Annotated in this window: 22 protein-coding genes and 1 riboswitch; of the genes, 16 read left to right on the forward strand and 6 right to left on the reverse strand. The window is 37.3% G+C overall.

Translation table 11 applies throughout. The features are described 5' to 3' along the window. Nucleotides 1-121 precede the first annotated feature (121 nt). Entirely contained in the window at nt 122-979 is an 858-nt protein-coding gene (locus ACI6MV_RS16155; RefSeq protein ID WP_407271356.1) for a TetR/AcrR family transcriptional regulator, read from the reverse strand. Nucleotides 980-1,145: 166 nt separating this feature from the next. On the opposite strand from ACI6MV_RS16155, the gene ACI6MV_RS16160 reads away from it, so the two are divergent. Then, complete coding sequence (locus ACI6MV_RS16160; RefSeq protein WP_407271357.1) at nt 1,146-2,687, forward strand: DHA2 family efflux MFS transporter permease subunit; 1,542 nt, start codon at nt 1,146-1,148, stop codon at nt 2,685-2,687. Between the two features lie 23 nt (nt 2,688-2,710). On the opposite strand, the gene ACI6MV_RS16165 is transcribed toward ACI6MV_RS16160, so the two are convergent. Continuing rightward, on the reverse strand, nt 2,711-3,187 hold the full coding sequence (locus tag ACI6MV_RS16165; protein WP_407271358.1) for a divergent PAP2 family protein: 477 nt from the start codon (nt 3,185-3,187) through the stop codon (nt 2,711-2,713). Between the two features lie 133 nt (nt 3,188-3,320). Here ACI6MV_RS16165 and ACI6MV_RS16170 point away from each other — a divergent pair, with 133 nt between their 5' ends. From ACI6MV_RS16170 to fosM, 5 genes are all read left to right on the forward strand, one after another. Further along, the gene (locus ACI6MV_RS16170) at nt 3,321-4,259 is read left to right on the forward strand and encodes an AAA family ATPase (RefSeq protein ID WP_407271359.1); all 939 of its coding nucleotides are present in this window, start codon (nt 3,321-3,323) and stop codon (nt 4,257-4,259) included. A gap of 3 nt (nt 4,260-4,262) precedes the next feature. Beyond that, a complete protein-coding gene (locus tag ACI6MV_RS16175; protein ID WP_407271360.1) occupies nt 4,263-5,453 on the forward strand; it encodes a DUF58 domain-containing protein in 1,191 nt (396 codons plus the stop codon). Nucleotides 5,454-5,463: 10 nt separating this feature from the next. Next, entirely contained in the window at nt 5,464-6,663 is a 1,200-nt protein-coding gene (locus tag ACI6MV_RS16180; RefSeq protein WP_407271361.1) for a hypothetical protein, read from the forward strand. 115 nt (nt 6,664-6,778) lie between these two features. Then, nucleotides 6,779-6,857: riboswitch (ZMP/ZTP riboswitch) on the forward strand. A gap of 159 nt (nt 6,858-7,016) precedes the next feature. Continuing rightward, the gene (gene serC, locus ACI6MV_RS16185) at nt 7,017-8,099 is read left to right on the forward strand and encodes a 3-phosphoserine/phosphohydroxythreonine transaminase (RefSeq protein WP_407271362.1); all 1,083 of its coding nucleotides are present in this window, start codon (nt 7,017-7,019) and stop codon (nt 8,097-8,099) included. Nucleotides 8,100-8,303: 204 nt separating this feature from the next. Next, nucleotides 8,304-8,726, forward strand: coding sequence for a FosM family fosfomycin resistance protein (gene fosM, locus ACI6MV_RS16190; RefSeq protein ID WP_407271363.1), 423 nt, complete (start codon nt 8,304-8,306; stop codon nt 8,724-8,726). 244 nt (nt 8,727-8,970) lie between these two features. Here the strand turns inward: fosM and ACI6MV_RS16195 are convergent, their stop codons facing one another. Then, nucleotides 8,971-9,828 carry an MBL fold metallo-hydrolase gene (locus tag ACI6MV_RS16195; protein ID WP_407271364.1) on the reverse strand — a complete coding sequence of 286 codons (858 nt, stop codon included), beginning with the start codon at nt 9,826-9,828 and terminating at the stop codon, nt 8,971-8,973. Nucleotides 9,829-10,023: 195 nt separating this feature from the next. On the opposite strand from ACI6MV_RS16195, the gene ACI6MV_RS16200 reads away from it, so the two are divergent. The 3 genes from ACI6MV_RS16200 (at nt 10,024) to ACI6MV_RS16210 (ending at nt 13,052) form a co-directional block, all read left to right on the forward strand. Next, the gene (locus ACI6MV_RS16200; RefSeq protein ID WP_407271395.1) at nt 10,024-10,941 is read left to right on the forward strand and encodes a ketopantoate reductase family protein; all 918 of its coding nucleotides are present in this window, start codon (nt 10,024-10,026) and stop codon (nt 10,939-10,941) included. Nucleotides 10,942-11,010: 69 nt separating this feature from the next. Next, a complete protein-coding gene (locus ACI6MV_RS16205) occupies nt 11,011-11,436 on the forward strand; it encodes an OsmC family protein (protein ID WP_407271365.1) in 426 nt (141 codons plus the stop codon). 809 nt (nt 11,437-12,245) lie between these two features. Then, entirely contained in the window at nt 12,246-13,052 is an 807-nt protein-coding gene (locus ACI6MV_RS16210) for a YitT family protein (protein ID WP_407271366.1), read from the forward strand. A 277-nt stretch (nt 13,053-13,329) separates the two neighbouring features. Here ACI6MV_RS16210 and ACI6MV_RS16215 read toward each other — a convergent pair whose 3' ends face one another. Next, nucleotides 13,330-13,560: a hypothetical protein gene (locus ACI6MV_RS16215; protein WP_407271367.1), complete on the reverse strand. Its 231-nt coding sequence runs from the start codon at nt 13,558-13,560 to the stop codon at nt 13,330-13,332. A 441-nt stretch (nt 13,561-14,001) separates the two neighbouring features. Here ACI6MV_RS16215 and ACI6MV_RS16220 point away from each other — a divergent pair, with 441 nt between their 5' ends. Then, nucleotides 14,002-14,181, forward strand: coding sequence for an H-type small acid-soluble spore protein (locus ACI6MV_RS16220; RefSeq protein ID WP_407271368.1), 180 nt, complete (start codon nt 14,002-14,004; stop codon nt 14,179-14,181). A gap of 45 nt (nt 14,182-14,226) precedes the next feature. Here ACI6MV_RS16220 and ACI6MV_RS16225 read toward each other — a convergent pair whose 3' ends face one another. Further along, nucleotides 14,227-15,519, reverse strand: a complete 1,293-nt coding sequence (locus ACI6MV_RS16225; protein ID WP_407271369.1) for an MFS transporter — start codon at nt 15,517-15,519, stop codon at nt 14,227-14,229. A 207-nt stretch (nt 15,520-15,726) separates the two neighbouring features. Between ACI6MV_RS16225 and ACI6MV_RS16230 the strand changes: the two genes are divergently transcribed. From ACI6MV_RS16230 to ACI6MV_RS16245, 4 genes are all read left to right on the forward strand, one after another. Beyond that, nucleotides 15,727-16,164: a YndM family protein gene (locus ACI6MV_RS16230; protein ID WP_407271370.1), complete on the forward strand. Its 438-nt coding sequence runs from the start codon at nt 15,727-15,729 to the stop codon at nt 16,162-16,164. Between the two features lie 171 nt (nt 16,165-16,335). Beyond that, the gene (locus tag ACI6MV_RS16235; RefSeq protein ID WP_407271371.1) at nt 16,336-16,749 is read left to right on the forward strand and encodes an RrF2 family transcriptional regulator; all 414 of its coding nucleotides are present in this window, start codon (nt 16,336-16,338) and stop codon (nt 16,747-16,749) included. Nucleotides 16,750-16,773: 24 nt separating this feature from the next. Continuing rightward, nucleotides 16,774-17,691, forward strand: a complete 918-nt coding sequence (locus tag ACI6MV_RS16240; protein WP_407271372.1) for an NAD(P)/FAD-dependent oxidoreductase — start codon at nt 16,774-16,776, stop codon at nt 17,689-17,691. Between the two features lie 26 nt (nt 17,692-17,717). Next, a complete protein-coding gene (locus ACI6MV_RS16245; protein ID WP_407271373.1) occupies nt 17,718-18,290 on the forward strand; it encodes a class I SAM-dependent methyltransferase in 573 nt (190 codons plus the stop codon). Between the two features lie 484 nt (nt 18,291-18,774). On the opposite strand, the gene guaC is transcribed toward ACI6MV_RS16245, so the two are convergent. Then, complete coding sequence (gene guaC, locus ACI6MV_RS16250) at nt 18,775-19,758, reverse strand: GMP reductase (RefSeq protein ID WP_407271374.1); 984 nt, start codon at nt 19,756-19,758, stop codon at nt 18,775-18,777. A gap of 192 nt (nt 19,759-19,950) precedes the next feature. On the opposite strand from guaC, the gene ACI6MV_RS16255 reads away from it, so the two are divergent. Next, complete coding sequence (locus tag ACI6MV_RS16255) at nt 19,951-20,907, forward strand: TRM11 family SAM-dependent methyltransferase (protein ID WP_407271375.1); 957 nt, start codon at nt 19,951-19,953, stop codon at nt 20,905-20,907. 112 nt (nt 20,908-21,019) lie between these two features. Beyond that, nucleotides 21,020-21,685, forward strand: a complete 666-nt coding sequence (locus tag ACI6MV_RS16260) for a ribonuclease H family protein (RefSeq protein WP_407271376.1) — start codon at nt 21,020-21,022, stop codon at nt 21,683-21,685. Nucleotides 21,686-21,707 lie beyond the last annotated feature (22 nt).

The following is a 21,707-nucleotide window of genomic DNA, read 5'->3' on the forward strand; positions in this document are numbered from 1 at the left end:
TTAACGAAGGTCGACTAAAAGTGGACTTGTTCTCCAACTTCAACATACCCCTTATGCAGGGGCATGATTCCTTTATCTCAGTCGATTCGCTCCGTTTCTAGGGCGGCGTTCTGCGTTTTTCCTATAGAAGCTTCCAGGTCATTTGTACAATTGGTCTAACTTCTTGTTCAAGTTCTGTCTGATGAAATGATTTCTCTAATGACAGAAGTACTCCTTCTAATAAGAAGGTTCGTGGATGATTGGCTTGTAATTCAGTAATTAGAAAATCAATCAACTCGTGTTGTTTATCCTTTGCATTGACTTTACTACGTAGCTTGTCTAGCCGGGCTATAATTATCGTAAGATCGGGAATAACATCTTGATCGCTAGTTCCAAGCCAATTCTCTGGTAAAAATGCTTCTTTATCTTGTAATTGCTTGTCTACCATAGATTTTACCCGTTCAAGAGAAAATCTAATAATTTTCTCTGTGGCTATTTCATCGGTAGTTCCTAACTTCCACACATGCATCATATGATGGATGATTCCCATAAGCATAACGGCATGGTCTAATGCTATAGATGTTGCTTTTTTAGGATATATTGCAGTTAACCTCTTCGTAACCCATCGCAGCTCAGTACGGTGCTGTCTTTCCATAAATGCTTTCAATTCCGCATCATCATATAAAGAAACGGACTCAAAAAGGGCCAATAGGTGGTGTTGACGATTCATATTCATCCTTACGGCCATTTGTTCGATAAAGACGCTTTGATTACTGTCCTCTTTGCCAACAGCAAGTTCTCTGCGCTTTTGGTCTACCTTTTCAGCTATAGACTCCAAAATTGCACGCAAGCATTCATTCTTTGAATTGAAGTAGTTATAAAATGTTCCTTTGGCGATCCCCGCTTTATCTAAAATGTCCTGAATTGAAGTTAATGCGAATCCTTTTTCAATAAATAGTTGGTGTGCAGCATCGACTATTTGTGTTCTTTTTGCACTCAAGTAATCACCCTTTATAATAACGGTCTACTATTATTATAGTTTATAAAGTCTTATATATCAATGTTTATAAAGGATGTAAAAAAATGTGGTTGCATTTTTTAGACTATCGGTATAAACTATTCAAGTATTATAATTCATTATATATGGAAAGTAGGAATGATCCTTAATGTCAGATATTAATTCTAATCAAAATAAATCGATGGTAGGCATGATTGCTATTTTATTTGTTGGTGCATTTGTGGCTATCTTAAATGAAACATTATTAAATATTGCACTTCCTTCTATTATGAACGAATTTGAGGTTAGCCCGACTGCTGTGCAATGGTTATCAACAGGATATATGTTGATTAATGGAATTTTAATTCCAGCGAGTGCATTTTTTATTCAACGTTTCTCGGATAAGAAGTTGTTCATCGTAGCTATGTCATTATTTACGTTAGGAACGTTCCTAGCTAGTATAGCTCCTGTTTTTGGTGTACTACTAACTGCGCGTATGATTCAGGCATCAGGATCTGCGATTATGATGCCACTACTTATGAACGTGATGCTAACCGCGTTTCCTGTTGAAAAAAGAGGGGCGGCAATGGGGATGTTTGGTCTAGTTATGATCACAGCTCCAGCGATTGGGCCAACACTTTCTGGTTGGATTATTGAACATTACAGCTGGAGAATGTTATTTGATATCGTGCTTCCGATTGCCGTACTAACCTTGGTTTTTGCTATCTTTAAATTAAAGAATGTGACACCTCAACGTGCAATCAAGTTAGATATTGTTTCATTAATTTTATCTAGTATTGGTTTTGGTGGCTTGCTTTATGGATTTAGTTCTGCAGGTGAAAAAGGATGGGATCATCCGCTCGTGTATGGGACGATTATTGTTGGAGCACTAGCGTTGGTTACCTTTATTCTACGTCAGTTAAGAATGGATGACCCATTGCTTGAATTCCGCATTTTTAAATATCCGATGTTCGCTTTATCTTCAGCAATTTCGATGGTTATTGCTGTAGCTATGTTTTCAGGAATGATTTTAATGCCAATCTATGTTCAAACGATTCGAGGAATTTCTCCTATGGAATCAGGTTTATTAATGCTTCCGGGTGCAATAGCAATGGGGATTATGTCTCCGATTACAGGTAAGCTATTTGATAAGTACGGGGCAAGAGCACTGGCTGGTATTGGGTTAAGTATTACTGTAGTGACGTCTTTTTACTTTAGTAAAATAAGTATGGATACGGCTTATTCAACGCTTGTAATGTTATATACATTCCGTATGTTTGGGATGTCGATGGTAATGATGCCGGTTATGACGAATGGTTTAAATCAACTGCCAGCTAAGAATAATCCTCACGGAACAGCAATGAATAATACGTTGCAGCAGGTGTCTGGTGCGATTGGTTCTGCGTTGTTAATTACCGTGATGAATAATCGTGCCGAATCAAAAATCACGCAGTTAACTGCAGATGCTGCGGCGTCAGTAGAACCAGGTGCGGCGCAACCTACTGCGGAGGTTGCAGCGCAAATGCAACAACAAATTGTCAATCAAGCCATGTTGAATGGTATTAACTTTACCTTCTTTATCTCAACATTAATTGCAATTGTTGCATTAATTTTGGCACTGTTTATGAAGCGGGTAACTCCATACCGTGAAGAAAAAACTGATGAGAAAGATATTGTTGCTGGGTCTTTTGATCCGGTGGCAGAGTCTTAAAATAGACAGTGAAAAAAGGATCCTTAGCGGGATCCTTTTGTTTTTCTTTCAGTTAAATAACTTATTGTTCCGATAGCAATACCTAATGCTGCACCGCCAGCCACTTCAATCGGTAAGTGACCAAGCATTTCCTTTAATTCTTTTTCTCGCTTCTTGTGGTTAATGCCTGGATGATCAACCGCCAGTTTTTCTAATTGTTCATCCATGTCGTTAACAGCTATCGCTATTTCTCCTGTCTGCCAGCGGATTCCCATAGCATCATACATAACTATAAGACCGAAAATACTGCTAATCCCGAATTCAATGGAAGGTAGCCCCTTTTTTAAGGCTACATAAGTAGTTAGAGATGTGACACCTGAAGAATGAGAACTTGGCATATCTCCACTTCCAATAACCTTTCTCCAATCCCATATGCCTGTCTCTATGTAGTTTAATGGAATTTTTAAAAATTGTGCCGATCCGATTCCTAATAATGCAGTTAACATTGCACGATTTAACATCGACTCACCTCTAGATATAAGATGAGAAACAAATCAATATTTTATTCATATTCCTAATCTGTTTTATGCTAAAATAAAGCAAGCATGGCTAAGAGATCTACATTAATTCGTCAAAGAAGGGAAAGTCATTTACATGTTGGAGCGTATACAACAAGCAATTACACAATTAGAAAAAGTTATTATCGGTCAAAGAACTGTTGTTGAAAAACTTTTTATCGCTATGTTAGCTGATGGTCATGTGTTATTAGAAAGTGTACCTGGATCTGGAAAAACCAAGCTGGCAAAAAGTTTAAGTAAAGTGATAGAAGGACAGTTTGGCAGAATTCAGTTTACTCCTGATGTATTACCGAGTGATGTAACAGGAATCAAATATTTTAATCCCAAAACGCAAAACTTTGAAATGCAAACTGGACCAATTATGACGAATATACTGCTGGCGGATGAAATTAATCGTGCTACACCGAAAACGCAGTCGAGTTTATTGGAGGCGATGGGTGAAGGGCAAGCGACTGTTGATGGGACGACTTTAGCTTTACCACAACCGTTTTTTGTTATTGCAACACAAAATCCATTAGAGGGTAGTCAAGGTACGTTCCCATTACCTGAAGCGCAGCTTGATCGCTTTTTGTTTAAAATAGAAATGACATATCCAAGTCTGCAAGAGGAAAAACAAATTTTATATGCAAATATGGACCATGATCCTATGAAGGTACTTACACCTGCTCTTATGTTGGAAGATATCAAAACAATTAAAGATTATATTAAAAAAATAACCGTTACAGAAATAGTTGCTGATTACATTTTACGTCTAGTAAGAGCAACGCGTAATCATCCAGAAATAGAAGTTGGTATTAGTACTCGAGGTGCTTTAGCATTAATGAGGGCAAGCCAAGCGAATGCTTGGCTACGTGGTAGAAACTATGTGCAACCAGAGGATGTAAAAAATCTTGTCCCTGCTGTATTTTCTCATCGAATAGTTTTACAAATGGAAGCTTCTTTTAAGAAAACATCCAATCAAATCGTTGAGGATATTATTGCAAGTGAAGATGTACCCGTCGAGATTGAGGCATAACCGATGATCCATTTACTTAAACAAGGGTATGGGAAACTGTACAGACGATTTAACACCTTGCTCGCAATTTCAATGGTTGTCCTTTTTACTGCGGTCCTCTTCCATCAACGAATGTTATTTATTGCTGTGGGTATCCTCATGGCTTATAGTTTAATCGGATTTTTATTCGAGAGATTCACTGGTAACAGTGTCTTTCTTGACAATGAAAAGCGAGCAGTTGTGCTGTTTCCAGGAGAACAAGAAAAGTTTTCTATCTTTTTAACGAACAAGACCAAACTTGGAAGGTTAGATGGTCATTTAACCTTTACAACAGATGAGAACATTATCGTAGAAAATGCTATTTCAAATGATGGTAACGTAAAGAGAAATCATACAATATATAGCCCGCTACCAAATCGGAGTAAAGTAGAACTTGAGCTTTCCGTTCAAGCAGATAGGCGTGGTGTCTCGCGTATTTCTGACGTAACATATCGATATTCAAATCCATTTAGTTTTGAAAAGATAGCATTACGGGCAATCGGTGTTTTACAATTAGAAGTTATTGTATATCCTGAGAAAAAACAAGTATTTGGCTTAAACGAAATTATGACAAATAGAATAGGTACTAGCAATTCTCCTTTTTCTTTACATCAAGATCAGTTGGAGCAGATAGGCACTCGGGACTATTTCCATTCTGATTCCATGCAACATATTCATTGGAAAGCGAGTGCAAAAAAACAACAGCTTCAAACAAAGCTTTTTGAGAAAAAAATGGACATGAGTTGGACGATTTTAGTAAACCTAGGTACTTATAGTCGCCTTGGGAATATGTATTTGCATGAAAATATGGAAGACTACCTTGCTGCAGTAGCCTATTTATGTGAACAGGCTATTCGAGCAGAGTATGCTGTCGCCCTTCATATAAATTTGGGTACAATTGGTGTCCCGTCATTACGGCTGGATCATGGTACTGGTAAGCTACACCTTAAACGGATATTTGAAATGTTAGCAAGGATAAATCATACTTATCCTTTAATTCCAGTGTCTAGAATGATCAGACATGTAGACCGTGATATCCTTAAACATCGTGCGATTGTTTTTGTTGGAGAAATGGATGATGTAACAAAGCAATATGTCGCCAGGTGGAAAAGAAGAGGGGTAAAAGTGTATCGCCTTCACGAACTAGAAGATCAATATAGGATTATCCAGGAATAGGGTGAAGCAAATGAATCATACATACACATCGATTAAAATAACACAGTGGCTTAGTGAGATGATATTATTTTATTTTTTGCTTTTACCAATTTTCATATTTGCGTCCTCACCGATTCCTTTTGCAAGTTATCTTATGTTAATGATCGTAAGTATTAGTGTTTATACAATAATCGGATCTCGAACAAAAACGTATCTGCCAATTAGTATTGTTTCAGTAATTATAGGTATCGCTGCGTTTACTATTCTTGATTATCCATGGATTATTAGTGGTTTAATCATGTTGTTCTTTGGGTGGAGGTTTATTTCACATGAAAGAGAAGCAGATCAACAGCATCTGTTTCTTATATTAGTCGTCACATTACTGTTAATGATGGGGGCTGTTTTCGCATCGCCATCGTTCACTTTTTTCTTTATGGGTATTTTGCAGTTCGTTTTGTTAATTGGCTTCTCTATTATTCAGTCACAATGGCACAATGGTAAGAATTTAAATAAAAAGGGAGTCTTACAACAGTTAGCTTTGTTTGGTTCTATAAGTGCAGTGATTGTTCTAGCATTTTGGGCGGTGTATCCGGTTCTACAGTTTATTTATCAAATTGTAGGAATCGTACTAGCTAGAATTGGTGGAATAGGAATTGGAGTACTAGATCGTTTCGTAGACTTAGAAATAAAAGAAGAAACTGGGCAAAATAAATCTAACTTACTTGAAATAGGTAAACAAGCTGAAAAAATGAATATGGCAGATGATCCAGAAGTATATCAGGATGGAAATGCAGTTGAATTAATGCTTATTATTCTTATTTTATTGGCAACTATCGCTTTAATTTTTGTTGGAATTAAACTTGCAAGAACATTGGTCGAGAAAGAAACGATTAGCAAACTAACTGTTAGCTCACATGTGTCGAATTTCGATGAACAACAATCACATATAGCTAAGTCAACTTATCGCACTGCTAAACCTAACAATAGGATTAGACGGGAATTCTATATGTTTGAGCTATTCTGCCACAAAAAAGGCTATGGAAGAAAAAGAGGCGAAACAATCGAAGAATGGTTTGCGAGAATCGAGTTACCTATCGACAAAATAAAAGCCTATTTTCTTGTTCGTTATAAAAATCAGATAATATCAGATGATGAAATAAAAAAATTCAACTATAATATCCGTGGATTGAGGAGTACACTACAGGACCGGCAAAAACACCGTGTTAACTAATATTGTCTGACCTTATTTGTACTGGTTCGGTTGGGTGTAAAATATAATTCTGATTTTCAATGGTAATAAGGTTGTGAATTTTTTAAAAAATTGGTAAGATTACGACAAAGCTATAAAGGCTATATGTGACTGGCGAATGCGGATAACCGCAAGGGAGCATATAGTATCGATCGCCGTTCGCCTGGGCAAAGGTAAGGAGTAGATTTCCTTGCCTTTTTCTATCTGAGTCAATTCCAATATTACTTTCATAGCTATTTGCCATCCATGTGTAGTGAGTTAATCTGACTCTATGTAAATGGCTTAAAATTAGTAACATAAATTGACTAATCTAGTATAAATGGGAGTTGTTTACAGTGAAAAGAGTCTATAATTTCTCAGCAGGACCATCCATGCTTCCAACAGCAGTTTTGGAAAAAGCACAGCAAGAATTACTTGGCTATCAAAGTTCAGGTATGTCTGTAATGGAGTTAAGTCATCGATCAAGTTTATACACAGAAGTGATTACGCAAGCAGAGCAGCTACTACGAGATCTAATGAACATCCCGGATAATTACAAGGTGCTTTTCATTCAAGGTGGAGCATCACAGCAATTTGCAATGGTGCCAATGAATTTGTTGACAGGTAGCGGTAAAGTAGACATTGTTAACACAGGATCTTGGTCAAAAAAGGCGATAAAAGAAGCGAAAAAATATGGTCAAGTTCGGGTTATTGCTTCATCAGAAGATAAGAACTTTACTTACATTCCACATGTAGACCGCAGTATGTTTGATCCAGAAGCAGATTATGTGCATATCACGACAAATAATACAATTGAAGGTACGGCCTTTAGAGAAATTCCCGATACTGGTAAGGTGCCACTAGTTGCTGATATGTCTTCTAATATTTTATCAGAAGAAATCGATGTTTCTAAGTTCGGCTTAATTTATGCTGGAGCGCAGAAAAATATCGGTCCTGCTGGCTTAACGGTGGTTATTATTCGAGAAGATCTGATTGGCAAAGCAAGTGAAACTTGTCCAACTATGTTAGATTATAAAACGCATAGTAATAGTGGTTCTTTATACAACACACCACCAACCTTCGCGATTTATATGGCGAAACTAGTATTTGAGTGGTTAACAAATCGTGGTGGCATAGCAGCGATGGAGAAAATCAACGAAGAAAAGGCGAATCTTTTGTATGATTATATAGATGGGTCAGCTTTCTATGAGTCTCCGGTACAAAAAGATAGTCGTTCTATTATGACAATTCCATTTGTGATTCCTGCTCGTGATTTAGATGCAACATTCATCAGTCATGCCCAAGCTAATGGTCTTGAAACGTTAAAAGGCCATCGCTCCGTCGGGGGTATGCGTGCAAGTATTTACAATGCAATGCCAATAGAAGGTGTTCATGCACTTGTTGATTTTATGAAAGAATTTGAAGATCAGAACAGTTAAGTATTTTTACACAATTATCATGGAGGTTGTCACCACCGCTAAACTGGAGGCAACCTCTTGTTTATGCCAAGATCACAGGTTATATCCGAATTTAATTCAATAACTCCTTCAGTAATTATGCATCTTCCTTTTAGAAATTCAAGTAAACAAAGCCTAAAATAACATGGATTATTACTGAAGGACTGTAAAAAGGAGAGAACTTAGATGTCAATTAAAGGGTTGAATCACTTATTGTTTTCTGTTTCAGATTTAGATCAGTCTATAGATTTTTATCAGCATGTGTTTAATGCTAAGTTGCTAGTAAAGGGTAGAAGCACTGCTTATTTAGATTTGAATGGTTTGTGGATTGCACTAAATCTAGAAAAAGATATTCCACGCAATGAAATAAGAGAATCATATACACACATAGCTTTTTCTATTGAAGTATCAGAATTCAACACAATATACAATAATCTTAAAAAATTGCGTATTAATATTTTACCAGGTCGCTCTAGAGATGAAAAAGACAAGAAATCTATTTATTTTACAGATCCAGACGGGCATAAGTTTGAGTTTCATACAGGTACGTTGCATGATAGATTAGATTATTACAAGAAAGAAAAACTACATATGGAGTTTTTTGACTAAGGTTTAGATTAGGAGGGTAGAGTCCTGGCGAGTAATGATAATGGCATTTGCAGTCTTTTTCGGTATATTAGGTATTGTTTCAAAAATAAAAAGACGCCCAATTAAGGACGTCTCTGACGTATTTGAGGCGACAGACTGCACGCCACATCGTGCATTTTTGATGTCGTCGACTTACACAAATTAGCTCATCGCTCAAATAATATAGCATGAATTACGAAAAGAAACAATAGGGGAAGATTGGAAATTAATGTAGACGTCCATCCACATATCTCCCGTAGTCAGGAACAGCTATGCTGTCAAAATTGTTTGCTAACTTTTCTAAGCCGCGTGATAATTTTTCTCCAGATAATGCTGTTCCATGTCCTGTAACGGCAACGGAAGGTTTTAGTGCTTCTAATTTTCTAACGGATGCTTTTGCTGATTTCCAATCTGACGTTAGATACCTAGGAGGACCGCTAATCTCTTGTGCTTGTGTTAATACGCTGTATAGCGAATCTTGTTTAACCGTAACAAATGCATCTCCAGCTATTAATGTTTTATCCTTTTCTCTAAATAAAGATATATGACCAGGTGTGTGGCCGGGTGTGTGTATCCATTTATAGTCCGGCATATGTGGGATTGTGCCATCGTCTGGTATCGCGTTTAGATGGTGGCCTAAGTCAATTGGTTCATTTGGAAATAACGGAGATATTTTCGCTATAATACCACCTTCAACGGTAGGATCAGGTTCTGGATAACTCTCTTTACCTGTTAGGAAAGGCAGCTCTAGCTCATGTGCATAGACTGGTATGTTCCAATGGTCCACTAATTCAATAATTGCTCCTACATGATCAAAATGACCATGTGTTAAAATGATTGCTTTTGGCCGACAATTCGTACCAAATCGTTCTTCTGTAACAGATATAATTTTATCTGCCGATTTAGGCATTCCCGCATCAACTAAAACAAAATCCTCTGTTTCTGGGTTACCAACTAGAAAAACATTAACAATTTGAACGGTAAAGCTAAACAAATCCGGTAACACTTCTATTCCTACACCATTTCCTGCAGAAGTTGCAGGGATATATTTATAATCATCGCCATAATGCATCTCTTTACCCATCGCTTATCCTCCTACAAATATGATTTTATGTAGCTTCCCTCATGGTGGGTTTAGTATGTAACAATCAACTGTGCATAGATAAAATTCGAGATTGTAAAACGTGTGACAAACAAATGTGGTTTGGCTTATGATAAAAGAAGTTGAGCATCCTAGTCATTTCTTCAAAAATATATGATAAATAGAAAAGAGGCGGACATGGCAATCGAAAAAGTATCGGTTATTGGTTTAGGAGCATTAGGGATTTTATTCGGAAATCAGCTTTCTAAAAGAATCCCAAAACAAAATTTGAGCTTTATTGCGGACCGAGAGCGTGTTAATAAGTATCAAAGTGAAGGTATTTATTGTAACGATGAGCGTTGCGATTTTAATTTCGAAACACCTGATGAGGCTACCAGTCCAGCAGATTTAATCATAATTGCAGTCAAGTATAATGGACTTCAAAAAGCGTTGGATATGATTAAGCATCATGTTGGTGAAGACACGATTATCTTATCTGCATTGAATGGTATTTCAAGTGAAGAAATCATAGGACAGAGATATGGATTTGAAAAAGTTCTCTTTTGTGTAGCACAAGGAATGGATGCAGTTAAAGAAGGAAACAAACTTACATACAAGAATGCCGGAATGCTGTCTTTTGGAGAGCGTGAACCAAATATGATTTCAGAAAAGGTAGAGCGTGTAGCAGAATTTTTTGAGGAAATGGATTTTCCGTATGAACTGGAAACGCACATGTTAAAAAGGCAATGGGGAAAATTCATGCTCAATGTTGGCGTAAATCAAACGGTAGCTGTATATGAAAGTAATTATGCTGAAATACAAAAGCATGGGAAGGCAAGAGTCACGATGATTGCTGCTATGAGAGAAGTGATCCAGTTGTCTGAACAGGAAGGTATCTACCTAACAGAAGCAGATTTAGACTATTGGTTGGATATTCTAGCTACATTAAATCCAGATGGAAAACCATCGATGCGTCAGGATTTAGAGGCCAAACGGTACAGTGAAGTGCAATTATTTGCTGGGACGGTATTGGAGTTAGGAAAAAAGCACAGCATACCAACACCAATCAACCGAGAACTATATGAGAAAATTAAGCTGATAGAAAATCAATATTGAGATTTGTATCAAATAACATTTTGATGTAGAAAATAACGATAATTATAAGTGGAGGAGAGTGATTTCAGCGTGGAGACAACGATTAAATGGAATGATAAAATGAGTTTCTCAAGTATGACCCCTTCTGGCCATGAATTGCGAATGGATGCTTCAGCGGAGGTTGGAGGAGAAAATACTGGTCCTAGACCAACAGAATTACTATTAAATGCTGTCGCAGGCTGTACGGGAATTGATATCATTTCAATTTTACAGAAAATGCGCTTAGAACCGAAAAGCTTCCATATGGATGTAAAAGGAGAACGTGCTGAGGATCATCCAAAAAAATTCACAACAATTGCTATCCATTACGCTTTAGAGGGCGATTTAACAGAAGATAAAGTTATTCGAGCAATCCAACTATCCAAGGATAAATATTGTTCTGTCTCACATTCGTTGAGTGCTGAGATATCTGCTAGTTATTCAATCAATGGTGTGAAGGGCAAACAACAACTTTAATTATATATGTAGGCCAGAATCTTTGTTAGAGATTCTGGCTTTTATATTTCGGTCCTTTTTACAAATAAATAATAGTGCTCTTTTCTTAAAGCTAGTGCTTTTTATTACATATTTGAAGTAAACACCATCGTAGTTTGGCGAGTGCTTGACCCGCTCCGGAAATGCCCTTCGCTTTCCGCGTGGGGGGGGCTAGTGAGCCTCCTCGCCTTCGCGTTACGCCGCTTCTTAAGGACTACAGTCTAAACCCGTCCTTGTCGGACAACGCCTGCATGACCCTTGCCGGGCCTCAGGAGTCGAAGGGCATTTCCTCCGCTGTTAACTGGATTGCTCCTTACGTCGGGTGATTGGACCTCCAGGCAGTCGATCCTCGAAAATGAAAACCGCATTTTCTTCGTGCGGTGTAATTCGGGGAAGTTAATTCAATGTCCTGCGGGACAGCACGGGCTGAAGATCCACTAGAGAAGCGCTCTTTGGGACTGCGATTACTCGTCCCACCGAAAACATTTGCTTCTGAGTTAGCTGAAGCCGTGCCTGTTTAAAGAAAACCGCTTTAAACTAGCGAAAAGCGAAAGCGACTGCCTGGAGCGGAAATCACGAAGCACTACGTTACGACGCATTTTAGCTATTTTGCACAAAACAACAATCATTTGGAAAAAGCCTAATATAAAAACCTTCTTAATTATTTAGAATTATCGGTACTTTTTATAAAAGTAGTGATGCGTCGTATAATGTAGTATGATTTAAATTGCTTGGAAATGCGATAATACTACATAGTGCTTTTTTCCTGAATGTTGGAGGTTATGATCACAATGAAAAATGTCATTATAATAATTGGATCCTTTATTGTAGCGATCGGATTCAATTTCTTTCTTGTTCCATATGGGATCTTGAGCAGTGGAGTGAGTGGAATCGCCATTCTAATTGGGCTAATTACCCCATTGGACATTGGTTTGCTCAATTTAGTACTTAACATACCGCTTCTTATCTTAGGGTACTACAAACTAGGGAAGGTAATAACGATAAATACGATGACCTGTGTTATTTCCCTTTCCGTTTTTTTATATGCGTTGCCTATTGTGACAATCACAGATAATATTTTACTATCGACAATTTTCGGTGGGATTATTGGAGGAGCTGGGATTGGACTTATTTTAAAATTCTCTGGTTCATCAGGTGGATTAGATATTGTTGCCATTATTATTACAAGAATCAGCAATGTGAGTGTCGGTCTTCTGCTTACAGGTATGAATGGTGTGATTGTACTTATTTCTGGTGCTGTTTTCAATTGGGAGATTGCTCTGTACACGATGCTAGCGATTTATTTGACAGGTAAGATGATCGACACAATTCACACAAGCCACATTAAATTAACGCTTCAAATTGTGACTACAAATGGCGATATGATTAAAAATGAACTGCTTGATTCCATTTATCGAGGAATAACAATTATGGATGGATATGGTGGATACACAGGAGAGAAGAAGCAAATATTAATGATGGTTGTGACTCGTTATGAAACAATGCAAATTAAAAAAATTGTCCGCAATCATGATAAAAAGGCTTTTATTAATATTTATGAAACAGTAGAAGTTGATGGAGAATTCGCTAGGAATTAACTACTATTGAGGAAAGCGCAGTGCGCCAGTTTAGAAACGTAGCGACTGGAGCGAATGGACTGAGATAAAGGAATCATGCCCCTTCAAAATGCGTATGTCGACGTTGGACGACAAGTCCAGTTTTTAGTTGACCTTCCAGCAAACATGAATCGATGATGACTTATCGTAGGGGGATTCGTGAAGTCGCGTAGTTTCTGGCGCTCGAAGCTAGAAACTTGTACAAATTTATATCCTTTCGTACCTTATAATAAAATGAAAAACCCCTTGGTTAGGGGGGTTAACAGCATATTTCTTCTTTTTTCATATCTACTAATTCAGCATTATACACGCCAGAAAGAATCTTTGGCTGAAGATCTGTTATATATTCTTGAATATCTTTACGTTGTTTAGCAGTATCACTTAGTTTAAAGTAAACAAAACCATCTTCGCTATGAAGTACAGACAGGTTTATTTCCTCTCCAATTTTTGTAGTTGCTACTAATCTGCAATTCTTTCCTTTAGGTGCCATTTCAAATGAGATCGTAATCTCCTCCTAATTTTTTATAAGTAAATTGTCAATGTTACTGTAAGAAATTCTAACACAGAAAATTTAAATGCTGAAACATCAAAAATGCTACACAATCAAGGTATATGTTTATTTATCGTAATTAAGATTAAATAATGCTATTTTTCTTAGTAATGGTACTTAATGCTCTAATTGATTACCAGATTGTCTGTTCATACTTCGTATAGTGGCCAAATTAGAACAAATTATGGTTTCGCAAAAGAAACCTACAAGCTTTCTGATGAATGAATACGTAAATATTATATCGGAAGACGCACAAACAATGGACAATAATAGATGTGCGTTTATGCTTTATGAAAACAAGGACTATTATTAAACCACCAAGATATCTTGTATATTTGCTAGTTTATTGTAAAAAATACCCACAAAAAGGAGGTACTGAATATGGATGTGAAAAGAGCGCAACAAATTTCATCCCAGCCAACAATGGCCAGTGTAACGTATAATGGTGGGAAAATCTATATTGAGCATGTTGATCAGGATACAGGAAACGCCACTGTTCATCCTTTAGAAAATCCAGAAGTGAAGCAAAGTGTTTCCGTTAAAGAACTAGAAGAGCAATGATCAAAAAGAAACACCACTTCACGTAAGCGGTGTTTCTTTTTGCGTTTAAAGTTTTAAGGAATCATCATTAAGGTCAATTTTGCTTGTGTGAACCATACTACTCCCTTTTTTCAAGAAGAAAAAGGCGATAAGAAAGGTAAGTGCCGATCCGAAAAATAGCGCAGGATGTGTAAATAAATCCATTAACAGTCCTAACAGCCCTGGTGCAACAATTGAGGAAGCCATCGAAAACAAGTAATATAACCCCGTGAAAAAGCCAATTTTATCTTTTCCACCTAGATCAGCAACTAGAGGATAGGCTTGCACATTAATAAGTGCCCAGGCAATTCCACCAATAAATAGGACGATTTGTAGTACGAGTGTCTCATTTATTGAAGGCATAACACCTTGTAGTAAAGGAAGTAACGGTATTAAGATAAATATTAGTGGTAGCAAGATTAATCCAAGTAACATAATTGGTGCTTTACCACGTTTACTACCGATCAGACCTGCTGGTATCGCGAAAATAACAAAAGCTAAGCTGAAAAAGCCTAGTGTTAACCCAGCAGCACTTTCGTCCATTTTTAAATGTTCTACAGCATATGTTGTAAATTGGGCCTCTACACCTGCATAACCAATAAAGTAGAGAAATATAGCGATTAAAATGAACAGATGACCCCTAAATGCAGGCTGTTTTAGTTTGCTCAGTCCTTGGAAGAATGACTTTGATGCTTGCACTTCTTCTAATTCATCCTCAGAACTTCCTACATACGCAGGGTTTCGATCAACAGTAAAATAAAGAAAAATAAACGATAGAAATAAGATAAGTCCTGTAACGAGAAACGGATAAGATTGATCCATACCATACAAGGAGGATAAACAAAATAAAGCAACAATTGCTCCAACCCCTCCCATTAAATTAATGATCCCATTTGCCGTTGATCGTTTATCTATTGGTGTATGATCGGGCATAAGTGCAATAACTGGTGCGCGGTATATAGTCATGGCCAGTAAGAAAATAACGTCGACAGCTAGCAATGTCCACAATGTAATTTCTGCACTAAAAGGTAGCAATACAAAAAATAACGCAGCAAGAGGCATACCGACAGTAATGAAAGGTAGTCGCTTACCGATTGGGGTACTTATTTTATCAGACCAAGCACCGATAAATGGAATTAGAAGAACTGCAACTAAATTATCTAACCCCATAATCCCTCCTCGAATCGCTCTACTTTCTATGTATTCGCCGAGAATGAGTGGCATATAAGCGTTGTAAAACGTCCATGCAAGTGTTAAAGCAAAGAATCCGCTACCAATTGCAAAAATCTTACCGTAGGAAAAACCTTTAGTCTTTGTCAATTAATCATCTCCAATCCGTTTTCATAGAGAAATAACTCTGTATAAATCGTATAATGATATTCCATATTAACTATACGATTACTAGGGCCATAATTCCTTTATTATTTAAAAATTAATAGTGAACGGAGATTTAGTTAACCGAATTACAAACTATACCATGAATAAAACAATCGCAAGGATTAAAAATATGTAAAGGAGGGATTAGGCATGGTGCATATGAAAGCTCTTGTATTTAAATTTATAGCAAGTTTTGTGCTATTGTACATTGTTCTTGGTGTTTTTTATAATATGTCGTTTCTTAGTGTATTGCTCATTACTGCTGCTTTAGGAATCGTTACTTATATTGTAGGAGATTTGTTAATCTTATCGAAATCAAATAACTTTGTTGCTTTACTAGCAGACTTTGGATTAGCGTTTTTGATCATATATTTTTTTGCGGCAGATTTAGTGCGGTTTACAAATCCTCTTACCATGTCATTACTTGCTGCACTTGGTATAACTGCCTTTGAATTTTTCTTTCATAGCTATGTAGTAGCCAGTGTATATCAGGCAGAAAAACAAAATTTAATCCAAACCAATTTACGATTTCAAACGGAAACAGCAGAGGAAATTGAGCCTACTCAAACGGAAGATAGGAAGAAATAAGAAAGAACTTTTTGGTGTCCATTCTGCATATAGCGGGTGGGCACCTTCAGCTTTATGAATGCTATATTTTTAAATCCCGTAGGTTGATTTTTTTTATGTCTAGTGGTATTCTTTTTTTATTATAGATATTAAGAGTCTTTAATATCTTGTTTATTTATTAGGAGGTTGATTATGAGGTATTCAAACGCGACAAACTATGCCTTGCATACGATGGTTCATTTAATGCTGCAGACTGAGAGGAATTCAGTGGGAGTGCAGGAACTAGCTGATATGCAGCATCTTTCCCCGACGTACCTTTCTAAGATATTAACTAAGCTTACGAAAGCTGGTTTGATTGAGTCAACCCCTGGGGCGAAGGGAGGCTATAAAATTTCCAGAAAAAAACATGAAATATCGTTCTTGGATGTCATTCATGCAGTTGAAGGAGATACAAGCTTATTCGACTGCTCCATTCATCATGAGGGCTGCTTGATTGAGAATGTCATGAAGCAGGCAGAGGAAAATATGAAAGCTGAACTGGGGTCAAAGCTTTTGATCGATATTGCTACAGAGGCAGAATTCATACAGAAAGAAGAAAAAAGTTAAATTTATTTTTAAGGAGTGGATAAGATGATATTAGATTGTGCTGTGATTGGCGGAGGACCGGCTGGACTGAATGCTGCTTTAGTACTTGGAAGATCAAGACGTAAAACTATCCTGTTCGATGACAACAAACCGAGAAATGCGGTGACTTCCGAGTCTCACGGGTTTATCACAAGGGACGGTATACATCCACAGGAATTCAAAAAAATTGGCCAGGAAGAATTAAACAAGTACCCGGACGTGAGGATCGAAAAGCAGCGCGTGCATTGTATAAATAAAGAAAACTCCTTGTTCCAAGTGGAAACAGAAAATGGGAAAATTTATAGCGCGAAGAAAATCATTCTCGCAACCGGCTTTACAGAGATCCTTCCTGATATCCCACGTGTGAAAGAGTTCTATGGTAAGAGCCTGTTCAGCTGCCCTTTCTGTGATGGGTGGGAATTAAGGGATCGGCCGCTGGCAGTGATCGCAGATGGTGGAAAGGCGTTTCATATGGCGAAAATCGTATCCAACTGGACGAACGATTTAATTGTTTTTACAAACGGTAGTAAAGTACTTTCGCTGGAAGAACAAAAATTGCTCGAAAGCAAAGGCATTAGTATTAATGAAAAGAAAATCGCAACTTTCATTGGGCATGAGGGTATGTTGGAAAAAATCGAATTTGAAGATGAAACATCAGTGCCTCGTGAAGGAGGGTTTATAGCTGCGGAATGGAAACAGGCCGCTACTTTTGATTCTTCACTCGAATATAAATTAAACGAGCAGGGCGGAATTGAGACCGACAGCTGGCAACGCACAAATACAGAAGGGGTGTTTGCTTGTGGAGATACGCGAATTGCTGGCCCCTCCCAATTAATTATAGCGGCCGCAGAAGGCAGTATGGCTGCTATAGCTGTGAACGCAGCACTGATAGAAGAAAAATTTAACCTGGAGAAGCACGCCTAAACAGCTGCTAACAAAGGAGGATCTATATGCATCACGCACATGGCAATCATAGCAAAGGAAAGTTATCGTATTTAGAAAGTCCCCTACGAAGAAATGAATTTTCTCCGGAACAGTTGCTGAACATGATTCCTTTAAAAGAAACAGATAGCATGTTGGACTTTGGCGCCGGAACCGGATATTTTTCCATACCAGCGGCGAAAAGGATCAAGGGCAACGTATACGCGCTTGATATCGACGCTACAATGCTAGAAATAATAAAAGACAAAGCCTTGGTGGAACAGCTTACGAATATTGTCCCAGTGTATGGAAGTATGGATGCTCTTTCTTTACCTGATGGCTCTCTCGATTTAATCATTGCTTCTCTGGTATTACATGAAATTAAACCGCTAGCACCACTATTACAGCAAATGTATAATGTACTGAAAAAAGATGGTTATCTAATTTGTCTGGAACTTGAACCAAAAGGAAGTTCCGCGAAAGCACCGAGAATTACTGTGGAAGGAATGGAGCGGGAATTGATACAAGCAGGGTTTCTGGTAACAGAAAAAAAATTGCCAGCGGAATCTTTATACATGCTCGTTGCAGAGAAAGAGGATTAACAAATTATTTTTTCGTTTAATTAAGGATATTAAATGTCTGTAAAGTATATAATCATTTCACTATATATCAATTTTGTAGAGATGGTCATGCATAGTTGATTTGTCCGGCAAAAAGGCTATACCAAGATTGTAACGATTGAATATTGGACTATGATTGAAATGAAATTGAAAAAATATGTACTTGCTTATGGTATTATAGTTGAACCAAAAAAATAACGCTTGGATAAAAATCCAGCGCTATTTTTTTGGTTTCGTCAATTTCATAATATTGATTTTTAACCATTTTCATCCATATATAGTCGGAAATTAAAACGTCTCCGAACTATATATGGATGAAGATGGCTGTATAAGGTAATTATGAAATTGACTTGGTTGTTAAACTTTTAGTTATAGTGCTAAATTTAATTTGGTTTAGCTATTTTAGACATCGTTTTTTAAAAAATTTATATCGAACTACTTACTCTAAAAGGATTTTTCAAATAGTTCAATATACCTTATCCCCATTAAAAATCGAGTTTTTTACGATTACATAATCGACAGTGCGAATAGTTTCTAGCTTGTTCCCACCTGCATAGGAAATGGAAGATTGAAGATCTTGTTCCATCTCTGTCAACGTATCTTGCAGTGCACCTTTGTGTTCAACATGCATTTTCTTGCCTTCTACATTTTTCTTTTCGCCTTTTTGATATTCAGAAGCAGAACCAAAATATTCTTTGTATAACTTGCCATCTACTTCAATCGTTTCTCCTGGTGATTCTTCATGTCCGGCAAACAGCGATCCGATCATAACCATCGATGCACCAAATCTGACTGATTTAGCGATATCACCATGTGTGCGAATACCACCATCGGCAATAATTGGTTTACTTGCAGCTTTGGCACACCACCGAAGTGCTGCCAATTGCCAGCCGCCAGTTCCAAATCCAGTTTTGATTTTTGTAATGCAAACTTTACCAGGTCCGATACCTACTTTGGTAGCGTCAGCACCAGCGTGTTCTAATTCTCTTACTGCTTCAGGAGTACCAACATTTCCTGCAATAACAAAGCTCTCGGGTAAGTGCTTCTTAATGTGCTTAATCATCTCAATCACGGCATTAGAATGACCGTGCGCGATGTCGATTGTAATATATTCCGGTACAAGCTGATCTAAAGCTAGTTGTTCAATAAATTGATATTCTTCTTCTTTTACTCCAACACTAATGCTAGCAAATAATCCGCGTGCATGCATATCTTTCGTAAACGCATATCTTTTTTTCGGTTCAAAACGATGCATGATGTAGAAGTAATTATTTTCTGCTAAATAAAGCGCAATTTTTTCATCAATAATGGTTTGCATATTTGCAGGTACCACTGGCAACTTGAATGTACGACCGCCAAAGGTTACCGTTGTATCACATTCAGAGCGACTATTTACTATACATTTCGCTGGAATTAGTTGTATGTCTTCGTAATCAAAAGCATTTTCCATGGTTTACACCCCTAAACACGAATAATAATGAAAGGTTAAACATAAATGTTCGACCCTTTGGTACTTTACAACATTTTTTGTCTTATGTCAAAGGGTTTATATCATTATTTACGTACGGTTTTAAAAACATGATGAATTAACTGAGTAAGGAGCTGTATTGCTGTATAATACTCTTTGAGGGGATGGAAGATTGTGAATCATACGAAGCAGATTGAAAAGTTTTATATATATAATTATGCATGCAGTGAAGAGGAAGACCAATTGTGTCGATTGGAAATGCGTGCTTTATTTGGTGTGAATGCTGTATCCAAAGTTATGGAAAGCTCTCTGTGCGTTGATCCAAGTCGAAGTCCGTTTATTAGAGGCAGGCTGGACGTGATATTCCAGGGTAATAAAATAGATGAAATTTTTGACCAAGTAAAAGGTTTGCCAGATATAGCTGAAACGTTCAAGGTCGAATTTATAAAATTATCCACTAATGCTGAACAAGAACAAATTGAATATAGTGAACGTCTTAAGCTTGTACGTGCCGTTGGATCAATTGTAAAAGGTAAGGCAGATTTGCATAATCCAGAAAAAATATTTGGAATTTTGTTCCTGGAGGGGCGCTGGATATTTGGTGTTTACCACGAAAATAAAGCGATTTGGTTGCAGCATAAACAGAAGCCACATAGTTATTCAACAGCACTTAATACAAGGGTTGCTCGAGCAATCGTAAATATTGCTGTCCCTAATCCGATTGGAATCAAGGTAATAGATCCTTGCTGCGGAATTGGAACAGTATTGGTGGAAGCGTTGTCGATGGGTATTAAAATTACTGGTAGTGACATCAATCCACTTGTGATGAAGGGAGCACGGGAAAATATCGCACACTTTGGATTATCAGGGGAAGTCGCTTTAAAAGATATCCGAGAAATTTCTAGTAATTATGACGTAGCCATCATTGATTTGCCATATAATTTATGCTCGGTTATTACCATTGAAGAGCAACTAGAAATGCTTGAGTGTGCTCGGGAATTTGCAAGGAAAGTAGTGCTTGTCACGGTTGAGCAGATCGATTCAATTATCGATAAAGCTGGGTTTCAGATTACCGATCGTTGTGAACTGAAAAAACGAACATTTACAAGACAGGTTATTGTTTGTGAATGAACAATTTTATATTTCCTTGAACATAAGATGGTTAAATGACAAATCAGTGGTGAAAAATAAATAGGTACACATTGCATTATTTTTTCCATACCATCATAAAGGGGTTAATCATATGAATGTCAGGATTGAACTTGCTTATAAAACAACAAAAGGAACAGAAACATCCTTTAGCTCAGAGGAGATGCGCGCTGCAAAAGCAATATTAATTGCCGAAGATTTACTAAGAACTGGCCGTGCAAAGAACATAACATTCATTGATACTCACGATAATACATGGACGATGAAGGATCTAAAAAAATTTATGGAAGGCATTCAGACGGAGCCCCACCATATTACCGTATATTTTGACGGGGGATTTGACATTGCAACACGAGCATCTGGTTTAGGTTGCGTTATTTATTATGAGCAGAACGGAAAATTTTGGAGGCTACGCAAAAATGCATTAGTGGAGGAATTGGATACGAATAATGAAGTAGAATATGCAGCTCTTTATCTTGCTTTGCAAGAACTAGAAGGTTTAGGTGTACATCACTTACCTGTTACTATTATCGGTGATTCCCAGGTTGTAGTTAACCAATTAAATGGAGAATGGCCAGTATTTGAAGAGCAATTAAACACTTGGGCAGACCGTATCGAAAATATGCTACAGCGGTTAGGGATTACCCCTTCTTATAAACAAGTCTCACGAAAAAACAATCGGGAAGCTGACCAATTGGCTTCACAAGCACTTAAGAAAGTTTCTATTATGAGTACGATTGAATTGCCACATGAAGCATGACTATAGCTTGCGATGAAGTAAA

This window comes from Radiobacillus sp. PE A8.2, assembly GCF_045635475.1.
Taxonomy (GTDB): Bacteria; Bacillota; Bacilli; order Bacillales; family Amphibacillaceae; genus JBJGXI01.

What these genes read in the sequence shown, in the direction of transcription:
- ACI6MV_RS16230 (WP_407271370.1), top strand. Translation starts at nt 15,727, where the DNA reads ATGGTGCATATGAAAGCTCTTGTATTTAAATTTATAGCAAGTTTTGTG.
- ACI6MV_RS16245 (WP_407271373.1), top strand. Translation starts at nt 17,718, where the DNA reads ATGCATCACGCACATGGCAATCATAGCAAAGGAAAGTTATCGTATTTA.
- ACI6MV_RS16180 (WP_407271361.1), top strand. Translation starts at nt 5,464, where the DNA reads ATGAATCATACATACACATCGATTAAAATAACACAGTGGCTTAGTGAG.
- ACI6MV_RS16160 (WP_407271357.1), top strand. Translation starts at nt 1,146, where the DNA reads ATGTCAGATATTAATTCTAATCAAAATAAATCGATGGTAGGCATGATT.
- ACI6MV_RS16175 (WP_407271360.1), top strand. Translation starts at nt 4,263, where the DNA reads ATGATCCATTTACTTAAACAAGGGTATGGGAAACTGTACAGACGATTT.
- ACI6MV_RS16235 (WP_407271371.1), top strand. Translation starts at nt 16,336, where the DNA reads ATGAGGTATTCAAACGCGACAAACTATGCCTTGCATACGATGGTTCAT.
- fosM (WP_407271363.1), top strand. Translation starts at nt 8,304, where the DNA reads ATGTCAATTAAAGGGTTGAATCACTTATTGTTTTCTGTTTCAGATTTA.
- guaC (WP_407271374.1), bottom strand. Translation starts at nt 19,758, where the DNA reads ATGGAAAATGCTTTTGATTACGAAGACATACAACTAATTCCAGCGAAA.
- ACI6MV_RS16195 (WP_407271364.1), bottom strand. Translation starts at nt 9,828, where the DNA reads ATGGGTAAAGAGATGCATTATGGCGATGATTATAAATATATCCCTGCA.
- ACI6MV_RS16240 (WP_407271372.1), top strand. Translation starts at nt 16,774, where the DNA reads ATGATATTAGATTGTGCTGTGATTGGCGGAGGACCGGCTGGACTGAAT.
- ACI6MV_RS16260 (WP_407271376.1), top strand. Translation starts at nt 21,020, where the DNA reads ATGAATGTCAGGATTGAACTTGCTTATAAAACAACAAAAGGAACAGAA.
- ACI6MV_RS16165 (WP_407271358.1), bottom strand. Translation starts at nt 3,187, where the DNA reads ATGTTAAATCGTGCAATGTTAACTGCATTATTAGGAATCGGATCGGCA.
- ACI6MV_RS16215 (WP_407271367.1), bottom strand. Translation starts at nt 13,560, where the DNA reads ATGGCACCTAAAGGAAAGAATTGCAGATTAGTAGCAACTACAAAAATT.
- ACI6MV_RS16200 (WP_407271395.1), top strand. Translation starts at nt 10,024, where the DNA reads ATGGCAATCGAAAAAGTATCGGTTATTGGTTTAGGAGCATTAGGGATT.
- ACI6MV_RS16170 (WP_407271359.1), top strand. Translation starts at nt 3,321, where the DNA reads ATGTTGGAGCGTATACAACAAGCAATTACACAATTAGAAAAAGTTATT.
- ACI6MV_RS16210 (WP_407271366.1), top strand. Translation starts at nt 12,246, where the DNA reads ATGAAAAATGTCATTATAATAATTGGATCCTTTATTGTAGCGATCGGA.
- ACI6MV_RS16220 (WP_407271368.1), top strand. Translation starts at nt 14,002, where the DNA reads ATGGATGTGAAAAGAGCGCAACAAATTTCATCCCAGCCAACAATGGCC.